Genomic DNA, 12587 nt, shown 5'->3' on the forward strand with positions numbered 1-12587 from the left:
TAGGTCACGTCCCACAGCGTCGGCGCGTCCTGCTGGTACGCCTCGCCGCGGGCCACGTTGCGCAGGAAGGCGCGCTGCGACACGGTCTGGGACTCGTCGCCGATCGTGGTGTACTGCTGCGACCAGTCGACGCTGAGTCCGAGCGTGCGCCACAGCTGCTCGAAGACCTTCTCGTCCTCATCGACCAGCTCGTTGCACAGCTCGACGAAGTTGCGCCGGCTGATCGGCACCTGCTTCTTGGCGTCCGGCTTCTCGGGAGGCGTGAAGTTCGGGTCGTACGGCAGCGAGGGGTCGCACCGCACGCCGTAGAAGTTCTGGACCCGGCGCTCGGTCGGCAGGCCGTTGTCGTCCCACCCCATGGGGTAGAACACCTCTTTGCCACGCATGCGCTGGTAGCGCGCGATGAGGTCGGTGTGCGTGTAGGAGAACACATGGCCGACGTGGAGCGAGCCGGAGACTGTCGGCGGGGGAGTGTCGATCGAGAAGATCTCCTCGCGGGTCTTCGTACGGTCGAACGTGTAGGTGCCCAGCTCGGCCCAGCGGGCGGACCAGGTGGCCTCGAGGCCTTCGAGGACGGGCTTCTCCGGGACTGTGTTCACAGCAGGCAAGTCTAGGCGGGGGGCTCAGCGCCTCGGCATCGGCGTCGCGGGCCACCGGAGTGACCCGCGACGCCGACTGCTGGTGCTAGGCGTCGACCGTGGACTTGATCGCGTCGTCGCCGGCCTGGCTGACCGGGACGTCTTCCTTCTTGCCCAGCTGGCTCGGCCACCAGATGTGGCGACCGATGTCCAGGTTGAGCGCTGTCACGAGCACCGAACGGACGATGATCGTGTCGAGAAGGACACCGACCGCCACCACGAAGCCGAGCTCGGCCAGGAACACGATCGGGATCGAACCGAGGGCCGCGAAGGTGCCGGCCAGGACGAGCCCCGCGGAGGTGATGACCCCGCCCGTCGCCCCGAGCCCGATGAGCGCGCCGCGCCGGGTGCCGAACTTCAACGACTCTTCTCGGACTCTCGTCATGAGGAAGATGTTGTAGTCGATGCCCAGCGCCACGAGGAACACGAACGCAAAGAGCGGGAACGACGAGTCCGCGCCGGCGAAGTCGAACACGTGGCGGAACACCAGCGCACCGATGCCCATGGCCGCGCCGAACGACAGGACGACCGTGACGAGCAGGATCAGCGGTGCCGCGAGAGCCCTCAGCAGGATGGCCAGGATGAAGAACACCGCGATCAGCACGATCGGGATGATCAGCTTGTTGTCCGCCGCAGAGGCCTCCTGCACGTCCTTGTTGATCGCCGTGTTGCCACCGACCAACGCATCGGCACCTTCGACCTCGTGCACGGCGTCCCGAACTCGGTCGACCGTGTCGAAGGCCTCGGTCGAGTCCGGAGACGAAGTCAGCGTGCCCTCGAGGTAGGCGACGCCCTTGGCATCGCCCTTGACCTCGACCGAGGCAGGATCGATGCCGTCGACCGCGGCGAATGCTGTCTTGACGTCCTCTGCCTTGTCGGCGTTGGTGACGACGGCGATGGGCGAGCCGGCGCCGGCGTCGAAATGCTTGGCCAGCTCCTTGTCAGCGGCGATCGACGGCTGGTCCTTGGTGAAGCTCTGCTCGTTGGTCAGACCATTGGCATCGAGCTGGAAGACGCCGAGCGAGAACGCGCCAAGGATCACGGCGGTCGCAACCCACACGAACCGTGGACGCTTGGCGATGCCCTTGCCGACCCGACCCCAGACGCCGGACTCGTTACGCTCCGGGTCGCCGAAGTGCGGGATGAACGGCCAGAACACCCAGCGGCCGAAGATCACCAGCATGGCCGGCAGGAGGACCATCATCATGATCAGGGCGACCACGATGCCGGCCGCGGTGACCGGACCCATGCTGCTGGTGGAGTTCATCTGGGCGAACATGAGGCACAGCAGGCCGACGATCACCGTCGCACCGCTGGCGATGATGGCCGGGCCCGCGCGGTGCAGGGCGTGTGCCATGGCCTCGTGCCGGTCCGCGTAGTGACGCAGCTCCTCGCGGTAGCGAGCGACGAGTAGAAGCGCATAGTCGATGCCGGCGCCCAACGTCAGGATGCTGAGAATCGCCGCACTCTGTCCGTTGACCGTGAGCCCGAAGCCAGTGGCCAGGACGTACACCACGCCCTGGGCGGTCAGCACGCTGAAGAGACCGCAGAGCAGGGGGATCAGCCACAGCACGGGGCTGCGATAGGTCAGGAGCAGAAGAATGACGACGACGCCGAGTGCCGAGAGGAGCAGGATGCCGTCGATGCCTTCGAACGCCTTTGCCTGATCGGCGCCCAGCGCTGCGGGACCGGCGATCTGGACGTCGAGTCCGTCGGTGTTCTTGTCTGCGACGTCCCGGATGTCCTCGACGGCACCGGGGAGCTTGTCCCAGCCGTCGTCGCCCATCTTGATGTTGGGAATGACCTGGAGTGCCTTGCCGTCCTGGGACGGAATCGGACCGACGACGTTGTCATCGACCAGCTCGACATTGGCGAATGCCGCGGCATCTGCCGTGGCCTTCGCCAGGTCGGCGGGCGTGATGCCGGAGTCGCGGACATAGAGCACGACGGCAGCGGCGCTGTCGGGGTCGGAGAAGGCCGAAGACTTCTGGATGACCTTGGTCGACTCGGCGTCGCCGGGAAGCCACGCGGCGATGTCGTTCTCCTGGACGCTCGTGAGCTTGAAGCCCAGGACGGCCATGCCGATGATGATGATCAGTGAGACGACCAGAGTGACCCACTTGGCCCAGCGGTGGGCGATCCAGCCCGCGATCTGGCGGTTCATGCGTTTCTCCTCGGGTGAGCGTCCGATCGGGACGCGAGACACGGTGACTGCACATGCCCGTGCGCGCCTGATAGGTACGCGAGACACGATGACTACATCATGTCGTAATGCACCGACAGAAGCGCCATGGGTGTCAACCCTGAGGCGTCCCTGACGCCCTGCGACAATGGGTGGCGATGACCACACCCACCTACGCGGAGGTCGAGCGCGCGCTCCTCGGCCGGTGGCCCGAGACGCGTCTCGAGCCGTCCCTCGACCGGATCGCGGCCGTGTGCCGGCTGCTCGGAGACCCCCAGCAGGCCTACCCGGTCATCCACCTGACTGGCACCAACGGCAAGACGTCCACGAGCCGCATGGTCGACGCTCTGCTGCGTGCGCTCGACCTGCGGACCGGACGCTTCACCAGCCCTCACCTGCAGTCCATGACCGAGCGCATCTGCCTCGACGGCGTGCCCTTGTCGGAGGAGCTGTTCGTCGACGCGTTCGCTGACGTCGCCGCGTACGCGCAGATCGTCGACGACTCGTCGGAGCACCCCCTGTCGTTCTTCGAGATGATCACCGCGATGGCCTTCGCGGCGTTCGCCGACGCCCCCGTCGATGCCGCCGTGATCGAGGTCGGCATGGGCGGGTCGTGGGATGCGACCAACGTCGCCAACGGGCAGGTCTCGATCATCACGCCGATCGGCATCGACCACGAGCGCTACCTCGGCGACCGCCCAGAGGTCATCGCGGTCGAGAAGGCCGGCATCATCAAGCCCGGCTCGCACGTCGTCATCGCCGAGCAGGAGGCTGCCGTCATGGACGTCCTCATGCGGCGCGCGGTCGACGTCGGCGCGATCGCTCTGCGGGAGGGCATCGACTTCGGCGTCAACCACCGCGCGACGGCGGTCGGCGGACAGCAGGTCGACCTGCAGGGCATCGCGTCGGCCTACTCCGACATCTTCCTTCCGCTCCACGGCACGCACCAGGCGCACAACGCGGCGTACGCGCTGGCGGCCGTCGAGGCGTTCACCGGCAGCAAGGAGCTCGACCCCGATCTCGTGCGCGAGGCGTTCGCCCAGGTCACCTCGCCGGGCCGGCTCGAGGTCGTACGGCGCAGCCCCACCGTGCTGCTCGACGCGGCACACAACCCGCACGGCGCGCAGGCGACCGTCGAGGCCGTGCAGGACGCGTTCACGTTCAGCCCGCTGATCGGGGTCGTGGGCGTCATGGCCGACAAGGACGTCGAGGAGATGCTGCGGACGTTCGAGCCGGTCATGGCGGAGATCGTCTGCACGCAGAACAGCACGCCCCGGTCGATGCCGGCCGCCGAGCTGGCCGAGATCGCCGAGGACGTCTTCGGCGCCGAGCGCGTCATCCTCGTGCCGCGACTCGACGACGCGATCGAGCGGGCGGTGGGCATGGCGGACTCCGCGGAGAGCAACGAGGACGCGATCGGCAGCGGCGGGGTGCTGGTCACCGGCTCGGTCATCACGGTCGGCGAGGCGCGGGTGCTCTTCGGAGGGACACCGGCGTGAGGGGCATGTGCGCCGCGATGCTGACCCTCGAGGCGGTGATCCTGGCGCTGGCCGTGCCGGTCATGATCTCGGTCGAGGACGTCAGCACGCCGCTGGCGCTCTCGTCAGGCCTCGGTCTCGCGGTGTTGTGCATCCTGACCGCGGGCTCGCTGCGGCGCCCTCAGGCGTACCTGGTCGGACACGCGATCCAGGTCGGCGCGATCGGGCTCGGGTTCCTCGTCACGATCATGTTCTTCATCGGGGCGATCTTCGCGGCCCTGTGGTTCGGCGCGTTCTTCCTGGGCAAGCGCATCGAGGAGGACAAGGCACGTTGGGCCCGGGAGGCCGGCGAACCCTGAGGGGTGTGCCAGAAGGCTCTCAGGGCTAATGTCGACGTCATGGTTCATGTGCTGGTCGTTGCCGACGAGGAGGTTCACGCGTTGGAGTCGCGGGTGCGCGACCTGCGTGTCGACCTCGTCCTCGCGGCCGGTGACCTGCCCTGGAGCTACCTCGAGACGCTCGCCTCGCTGATCGACGCCCCGGCGGCCTTCGTGCCGGGCAACCACGATCCGAGCACGGAAGATGGCCAGGGGCCCCAGGGCTTCGACAACCTCGACGGGCGCGTGCTCAACATCGGTGGCCTGCGGATAGCCGGGCTCGGCGGGTGCGTCCGCTACAACGAGGGCCCCCACCAGTACACCCAGCGCGAGTACGACCGCCGTGCCCGCCGGCTTCTCAAGGAAGCCCGAAAGGCCGGACCCGTCGACGTGCTCCTGACCCACGCGCCCCCGCTCGGGCTGGGCGACGAGCCCGACCCCTGTCACGTCGGCATCTCGGCGCTCCACCGGGTCCTCGAGTCCATGCGCCCGGCGTGGCACTTGCATGGCCACATCCATCCGTACGGCATGCACAAGCCCGACCGGCAGCTCGGGCCGACAACCATCCGCAATGTGATTCCGTGGCACGTGATCGAGATCGAGGCGGCCCCGACTCCCGCGGTCGCAGGATCGGGAAGGCGAGGCTGAGATGGTGCGTGACTCCGGATCAGCTCGGGTCGACGCCGAGAGCGACTTCATCCGGGCGCGACGGTTGCAGGTCCTGTCGAGCCTCGCCGCGCGACTGCGCAACGACACCGACGACGTCGTGCAGACGATGTCGTTCGACGAGGTGGTGGAGGCCCTGGGGCGGCGGGCCGAGCACTACGCCGGCACCAAGGTCATCCCGCTCGATGCCATCGTCGGATCGGTCGACAAGGTTCGCGACTTCGACCGGCGGTTCCGGCCCACATCAGCCCGCAGTCGCCAGCGCTGGGAGCGGCTCGCCCGTGCCAGCCGGACCGGCGAGGTCATCCCGCCGATCGAGGTCTACCAGGTCGGCGACTACTACTTCGTCAGCGACGGGCACCATCGGGTCTCGGTCGCCCGGAGCCTGGGACTCGACCTCATCGAGGCCCGTGTCACGGCGATCGACACGTTCCTGGCCCCGGTCGGGATCAATGCACGCGCCGACCTCGAGCTCAAGTTCTGGCGGCGGCTCATGCTCGAGCGCGTCCCGTTCACGGGTGAGGCGCGGGCAGCGGTGGCCGTCAACAAACCCTTCGACTACGGCGTCATCGCCGAGACCGTCGAGGCCTGGGGTGCGCGCACGATGCACGCCGAGGGTGCCTACATGGACAAGCCGACGATGGCGGCGCGTTGGTACGCCGAGGAGTTCCGGCCGGTCGTGGAGATGATCGAGGAGGCCGGCGTGCGCGGCGAGGACGAACGACCCGCCGAGGCCTACCTGCGCGTGGCGTGCGAGCGCTACCGGTTGATCCGCGAGCACGAGTGGAACGCCGAGGTCATGGAAGCCGTCACCAGCAAGGGCAAGAAGAAGCGCTGAGGCCTTTCGACAGGCTCAAGGACCGACGGTCCTGGAGCCTGTCGAACGTACGGTCGTCAGAGGCCGACCGTGAGGTTCTCTCCGGTCGACGGGTCGAACAAGTGCATCTTGTCGGTGTCGATGAACAACGTCGCCTCGTCGTCCTCCTTGACCTTGCTGTCGGAGTCCAGCGAGACAACGAGCTGCGTGCGCAGTGAGTCGCTGTCGGCCTCCCGCGCCAGCTCCTTGAGCTGGTCCTGCACCTTGGCCTCGGCCTCGTAGGGGACGTAGGCGTACTGCTGGTCGCCGAGCCACTCCTTGACGTCGATGCGTGCCTTGAACGTACGCGTCGGGTCCGCTGCTCCGGCCTGCATGACCGAGGCGTCCTCGAAGTGCTCGGGGCGGATGCCGGCCATCAGTAGACCCTTGCCGGCGGTCTTCTCAGCCTTGGCGGCGGGGATCGTGAACGTCCCGAACGGCAGGGTGACCTGGTTGCCCTCGACCGTGGCCGGCAGGAAGTTCATCGGCGGCGAGCCGATGAAGCCGGCGACGAAGAGGTTGACCGGCTGTTCGTAGAGCTCGCGCGGCGTCGCGAGCTGCTGCAGCACACCGCGCTTCATGACGGCCACGCGGTCGCCCAGAGTCATGGCCTCGGTCTGGTCGTGCGTGACGTAGACCGTGGTGATGCCGAGACGCTTCTGCAGGCGGGCGATCTCGGTGCGCATCTGGCCGCGGAGCTTGGCGTCGAGGTTGGACAACGGCTCGTCGAACAGGAATGCCTTGGCCTCGCGCACGATCGCCCGGCCCATCGCGACCCGCTGGCGCTGGCCGCCCGACAGGTTGCCGGGCTTGCGCTGCAGGTGCTCGTCGAGGTCGAGCGTCTTGCTGGCGTTGCGGACCTTCTCGTCGACCTCCTTGTCGCTCATCTTCTGCAGACGGAGCGGGAACGCGATGTTCTCGTAGACCGTGAGGTGCGGGTAGAGCGCGTAGTTCTGGAAGACCATCGACAGGTTGCGGTCGCGCGGGGCCAGGTCATTGACCTTCTCACCGCCGATCAGCATGTCGCCGGAGGTGATGTCCTCCAGTCCGACGATCATCCGCAGGAGCGTCGACTTCCCGCATCCCGACGGTCCGACCAGAATCATGAACTCGCCGTCGGCGACGTCGATGCTGACGTCATTGACGGCCGGGAAGCCGTCGCCGTACTTCTTGACGATGTGTTTCATCTCGATGGCAGCCATGGATCAACCCTTCACTGCGCCGGCGGTCAGGCCGGCAACGATCTTGCGCTGGAAGAACAGGACGAGGACGACGATCGGTACGGTGACCATGACCGCCGCGGCCGCCAGTGTGGACACGGGCGGGTTGAACTGGTCGGGCCCGACGAAGAACGCCATCTGCGCGGTCACGGGCCGCGCGGCGGTCGTCGAGGTGAGCGAGATCCCGAACACGAAGTCGTTCCAGGCGAAGAAGAAGGTCAGGATCGCTGCGGTGAAGACGCCGGGCGCCGCGAGCGGGACGATGACCTTCCGGAACGCCTGCCACGCAGTGGCGCCGTCGACCTGGGCGGCTTGCTCCATCTCCCACGGGATCTCGCGGAAGAAGGCCGTCAGCGTCCAGATGGCCAGCGGCAGCGTGAAGGACATATAGGGGATGATCAGGCCGGGCCAGGTGTCGAACAGGCCGAACAGGCGCCACTGGTCGAACAGCGGACCGACGAGCGACACGACCGGGAACATCGCGATCGCGAGGGCGATCGTCAGGACGAGCCGTTTGCCGGAGAAGTCCAGCCGGGCGATCGCGTAGGCACACAGCGTCGCGATCGCGACCGAGAGGACCGTGGCGATGATCGAGATCCCGAACGAGTTGCGCAGGGCCAGCAGGAAGTCGTCGTTCTGCAGCACGTCCTTGTAGACGTCGAACGTGGGGTCCTTGGGGAAGAACCGGGGACTGCCGGCAGCCGTCTCCGCGACGGGCTTGAACGACAGTGACACGACCCAGGCGATCGGCAGAAGGCACCACACCAAGATCGCGACCGCACCGATCCAGTGCGAGATTCCCATGCGCTTCATCTCAGCCCTCCCCTCGTGCCGAGGCCAGATCAACCTTGAACAGCTTCACGATCAGGAAGGCCAGCAGCAGAACCGACAGGAACAGCAGCACCGACAGTGCGGATCCCATGCCGAGCTCGAACTGCTCGATGATCTGGCGGTAGGTCAGGAACGAGACAGACTCGGTGTTCTGCGCGCCCCTCGTCATGATGTAGATGTTGTCGAAGATCCGGAACGCATCGAGCGCCCGGAAGAGCACGGCGACCATGATTGCCGCCTTCATGTTCGGCAGGATCACCCTGAAGAGCCGCTGCCACCACGTCGCCCCGTCGACCTTGGCGGCCTCGAGCATGTCCTCCGAGACCTGCGACAGGCCCGCGAGGAGGAGCAGCGACATGAACGGCGTGGTCTTCCAGATCTCCGACATGCAGATCGCGGTCAGTGACGACCAGGTGCCGCCGAACCAGTTGTAGTCGGCTCCGACGCCCGGCAGCCAGCCGTTGACGAATCCGTTGTTGAGGCTGAATGCGAACTGCCAGGCGAACGCCGAGACGACCGTGATGATGCCGTAGGGGATGAGGATCGACGTCCTGATGACTCCGCGGGCGAACACGATGCGGTGCATCACCATGGCGAATGCGAAGCCGATCACGAGCTCGACCGCCACGGTCACCACCATGATCAAGACGGTGACGCCGACGTCACGCCACCAGACCGAGTCGCTGAGCACGGTGATGTAGTTGGACAGCCCGACGAACTCGCGGTCGTCGGGTGCCGTCAGCCGATATTGGAACAACGACAGGTACAGGGCCCGCAACATGGGGTAGGCCGTCACCAGCAGCATCACGAACACCGCGGGCGCGACGAGCTTCCAACCCAGCCGGTTCTCCGCGCGGCTGCGGTCCGACGTCGCGGGGGGACCCGGTTGGGTCTCGGTCGCCGTCTCAGTCATGGTCGCCTTCCCTCGTCATAGCAGTGCATCGCCGCTGAGCACGTTCTTGATGAAGGACGCCGACTGCTTCGGCGTCCCATCGCCGACCGAGCTCGCCGGATGCCATTTGTTGAGGACAGCTCCGACGATCGTGCCCCAGTAGGGCGACGGGGGTCGCGGCCCTGCCGTGTCGATGCTGTTGAGCCACAGTGTCAGCAGCTCGGGTGGGAACTGCTCGCGGAGCCCGGCATCTTCGTACGCCGCCTCGCGGGCCGGCATGTTCCCGGTCTCGACCGCGTACGTCACCTGGTTCTCTTCGGAGGTGATGCATTCGACGGCCTTGAGGGCGGCCTCGCGGTCGTCGGTGAACTTGCTGACGCCGACGTTGATACCGCCGATCGGGGGCTTGGACTCCTCACCCGCGACCGTCTCGGGGTAGCGCGCGTATCCCAGGTCCTCGAACGTTGCCGTGTCGGGCTTGACCGTGTTGTAGATGAACGTCCAGTTGACCATGAAGCCACCGGGCTTGGCGAAGGGACCGATCACGGTGCCTTCGTTCGACACCGAGAGATCGGCTTCGGCGGCGGGCGACTTGGCCAGCTTGGCGATCACCTTGGCAGCCTCTCGTCCCGCCTCGGAGTCGACGGTGACCTCTGCGTCGGCGCCCGCCTCGGTGTCGGACAAGAGTGCGCCGCCGGCACCCTGCAGCAGCGCATTGATCCAGACGACGTAGCCCTCGTACTTGTTGGCCTGGACACCCACCTTGCCGCCCTGGTCCGAGGCGGCGTCGATGATCTGGTCCCAGGTGACCGGCTGGGTCATGTCGAGGCCGGCCTTCTCGGCCATCGACTTGCGGTACCAGAGGATCTGGGTGTTCGCCCACAGCGGGGCGACGACGAGCTGGCCGTCCCAGCTCGCCCCGTCGATCGCGCCCTGGAGCATCCCGTCGGAGAGCTCCTGCGGCAGCTTGGCGAGGTAGCCGGCGTCCGCGAACTCGGCAGTGAACACGGGGTCGAGGCTCATCAGGTCGACGGCCTTGTCCTCTGCCGCGAGCCGCCGGAGCAGCTGGATGCGTTGCTCGGTCGCGCTCTGGGGCAGGATCTGCGTCTCGATCGTGTATTCGTCGTTGCTGCAGCGCTCGGCGATGCCGGCCTGCCCGAACGTCCCCTTGAAGTCTGGCGGAGGGTTGGGATCGGGGTTGATGTACCACGTGAGAACCGGCTTGCCGGAGTCACCGCCGCAGGCGGCGAGCACGCTCATGGACAGTGCCGCCGCGGCGATGCCTGCGGCGACTCTACGAATCGGACGTACGGCCATTCCTCCCCCAATCCGGTCCCTCAGCGATCCGCACACGTGATGTGGATCACAGGGACGAATCGAACTTAACGGGATGGCCGGAGGAGCGCAACCGGTGCGAACGTCAGGGCTGCAACCACACCGCTTCGTCGGTGCCGAGCGGCGCTCCGGGTTCGAGAGGCTGGCTGGAGGCAAGGACCGAGGCGCCGTCGGGCAACGGCAGCGGCAGCGCTCCGAGATTGGCGAGGACCGTCACCGAGCCCTTCGTCGAGGTCACCGTGAACGCCAGGACGTCCTCGGGATGATCCTCGAGCCAGGTCAGCGAGCCTCGTCCGAGCCGCAGCTCACGTCGTACGGCCAGCAGCGTCCTGTAGAGCTCGAGGGTCGAGCCGGCGACATGTCGCTGGCGATCCGCTGCGAGCACGCCAAACTCGGGCGGCTGCGGGAGCCAGGACTGGTCGCCGGGGCCGAAGCCGTACGACGGCACGCCGCCCTCCCACGGCACCGGTACGCGGCAGCCGTCGCGGCCCGTGGACTCGCCGTTGGTGCGGGCGAACGTCGGGTCCTGACGTACCTCGTCGGGGAGGCGGGTCGCCTCCGGGAGACCCAGCTCCTCGCCCTGGAACAGGTAGGCGGAGCCGGGCAGTGCCAACATCACGGTGGTCGCTGCGCGGGCGCGACGCAGCCCTAGCGCGGCATCCGGCTGTGGGTCGTCGGCGCCGATGCCCTCGATCTTCTGGAGGCCCGGAAGCTGCGGGTAGCCGAGCCGGGTCGCATGGCGTACGACGTCGTGGTTGGACAGAACCCACGTCTGCGGTGCGCCGACCGCCTCGGCCTGGGCGAGCGAGTGCGTGATCGTGGCCCGCTGGTCCGCCGCCAGCCACGGGGTCATGAGGTACTCGAAGTTGAACGACTGGTGGAGCTCGTCCTCGCGGACGTACTGCGCGAGCGCCTCCGCGGGCAGCACCCAGGCCTCGGCGCAGAGGATGCGGTCGGCGTCCTGGCCCTCCAACGAGTACGAGTCGGTGATCCGGCGCCAGCCGCGGTAGATCTCGTGCACGCCGGGCTGGTCCCACATCGGCGCCAGGCTGGTCGTGTCGGCATGCCGGTCGTGGTCGAGGTCGGCGTCGGGCAGCCCGTCGGCCTTGACGAGCCCGTGTGCGACGTCGATGCGGAAGCCGTCGACCCCACGATCGAGCCAGAATCGCAGGACGTCCTCGAGCTCGGCCCGGACCTCCGGATTGGTCCAGTCGAAGTCGGGCTGGGTCGTGTCGAACATGTGCAGGTACCACTGACCGGGAGAGCCGTCGGACTCCGTGACCCGCGTCCAGGCCGGACCTCCGAAGAGGCTCTGCCAGTTGTTGGGCGCCTGCTCGCCGCCGTCGCGACCGTCCCGGAAGATGTAGCGGGCGCGCTCGGGGCTGCCTGGCGGCGATGCCAGCGCTGCCCGGAACCACACGTGCTCGTCGGACGAGTGGTTGGGGACGATGTCGACGATGACCCGGAGCCCGAGCCCGTGGGCCCGCGCCGTCAGCTCGTCGAACGCGGCGAGGTCACCGAAGACCGGGTCGACGTCGCGATAGTCGGCGACGTCGTATCCGGCGTCGTGCTGCGGCGACGTGTAGAACGGTGAGAGCCAGATCGCGTCGACGCCGAGGTCCGCCAGGTGGGGGAGCCGCGCGGTGATGCCGGGCAGGTCGCCGATCCCGTCACCGTTCGAGTCGGCCCAGGACCGTGGATAGACCTGGTAGATCACGGCGTCGCGCCACCACTGGTCGTTCGAGCCCGCCATGAACGTCTCCCTCCGAGCGCCGGGGATGGTGCCGACACAAACGTACGCAGGGGCCGAAGTGGCGTCCACGTCGGTCCCGCGGCGGCGCAGGATAGGTTTTGGCCATGTCGCAACGCACCCTCGTCCTGATCAAGCCCGACGCCGTACGCCGCGGCCTGACCGGCCAGATCCTGTCCCGCTTCGAGTCCAAGGGACTCACGATCGTCGCCCTCGAGCAGCGGACGATCGATGCCGCCCAGGCCGACGCCCACTACGCCGAGCACGTCGACCAGCCGTGGTACCCGCCGCTGCGCGAGTTCGCGATCTCCGGCCCGCTGGTCGCGCTGGTGCTCGAGGGTGACGAGGCGATCTCGGTCGTA

At 67.5% G+C, this 12587-nt stretch carries 12 protein-coding genes; 5 read left to right on the plus strand and 7 right to left on the minus strand.

Annotated features, from left to right (window positions below):
• A partial coding sequence (locus tag V6M46_RS10785) for a class I tRNA ligase family protein (protein ID WP_442880498.1) occupies positions 1 to 599 on the minus strand: 599 nt, incomplete at its 3' end.
• 85 nt (positions 600 to 684) lie between these two features.
• The gene (locus tag V6M46_RS10790; RefSeq protein ID WP_332664735.1) at positions 685 to 2802 is read right to left on the minus strand and encodes an MMPL family transporter; all 2118 of its coding nucleotides are present in this window, start codon (positions 2800 to 2802) and stop codon (positions 685 to 687) included.
• A 176-nt stretch (positions 2803 to 2978) separates the two neighbouring features.
• Between V6M46_RS10790 and V6M46_RS10795 the strand changes: the two genes are divergently transcribed.
• Genes V6M46_RS10795 through V6M46_RS10810 form a run of 4 tightly spaced genes read left to right on the plus strand, consistent with a single transcriptional unit; the run spans position 2979 to position 6179 of the window.
• Positions 2979 to 4319, plus strand: a complete 1341-nt coding sequence (locus tag V6M46_RS10795; protein ID WP_332664738.1) for a bifunctional folylpolyglutamate synthase/dihydrofolate synthase — start codon at positions 2979 to 2981, stop codon at positions 4317 to 4319.
• Positions 4320 to 4324: 5 nt separating this feature from the next.
• A complete protein-coding gene (locus V6M46_RS10800) occupies positions 4325 to 4657 on the plus strand; it encodes a DUF4233 domain-containing protein (RefSeq protein WP_332664754.1) in 333 nt (110 codons plus the stop codon).
• 39 nt (positions 4658 to 4696) lie between these two features.
• Positions 4697 to 5323, plus strand: coding sequence for a metallophosphoesterase family protein (locus tag V6M46_RS10805; RefSeq protein ID WP_332664740.1), 627 nt, complete (start codon positions 4697 to 4699; stop codon positions 5321 to 5323).
• Position 5324: 1 nt separating this feature from the next.
• A complete protein-coding gene (locus V6M46_RS10810; protein WP_332664743.1) occupies positions 5325 to 6179 on the plus strand; it encodes a chromosome partitioning protein ParB in 855 nt (284 codons plus the stop codon).
• 56 nt (positions 6180 to 6235) lie between these two features.
• Here the strand turns inward: V6M46_RS10810 and V6M46_RS10815 are convergent, their stop codons facing one another.
• From V6M46_RS10815 to V6M46_RS10835, 5 genes are all read right to left on the minus strand, one after another.
• Positions 6236 to 7399: an ABC transporter ATP-binding protein gene (locus tag V6M46_RS10815; protein ID WP_332664744.1), complete on the minus strand. Its 1164-nt coding sequence runs from the start codon at positions 7397 to 7399 to the stop codon at positions 6236 to 6238.
• A gap of 3 nt (positions 7400 to 7402) precedes the next feature.
• Positions 7403 to 8230, minus strand: coding sequence for a carbohydrate ABC transporter permease (locus tag V6M46_RS10820; RefSeq protein ID WP_332664745.1), 828 nt, complete (start codon positions 8228 to 8230; stop codon positions 7403 to 7405).
• A 1-nt stretch (position 8231) separates the two neighbouring features.
• Positions 8232 to 9161 (minus strand): carbohydrate ABC transporter permease, encoded by a 930-nt coding sequence (locus V6M46_RS10825; protein WP_332664746.1) that lies wholly within the window; start codon positions 9159 to 9161, stop codon positions 8232 to 8234.
• A gap of 15 nt (positions 9162 to 9176) precedes the next feature.
• Positions 9177 to 10457, minus strand: coding sequence for an extracellular solute-binding protein (locus tag V6M46_RS10830; RefSeq protein ID WP_332664748.1), 1281 nt, complete (start codon positions 10455 to 10457; stop codon positions 9177 to 9179).
• 103 nt (positions 10458 to 10560) lie between these two features.
• A complete protein-coding gene (locus tag V6M46_RS10835) occupies positions 10561 to 12228 on the minus strand; it encodes a glycoside hydrolase family 13 protein (protein ID WP_332664750.1) in 1668 nt (555 codons plus the stop codon).
• A 104-nt stretch (positions 12229 to 12332) separates the two neighbouring features.
• Between V6M46_RS10835 and V6M46_RS10840 the strand changes: the two genes are divergently transcribed.
• Positions 12333 to 12587: nucleoside-diphosphate kinase (locus V6M46_RS10840; RefSeq protein ID WP_332664752.1), on the plus strand; the 255-nt coding region annotated here is incomplete at its 3' end.

The organism is Aeromicrobium sp., from assembly GCF_036676885.1.
Taxonomy (GTDB): Bacteria; Actinomycetota; Actinomycetes; order Propionibacteriales; family Nocardioidaceae; genus Aeromicrobium.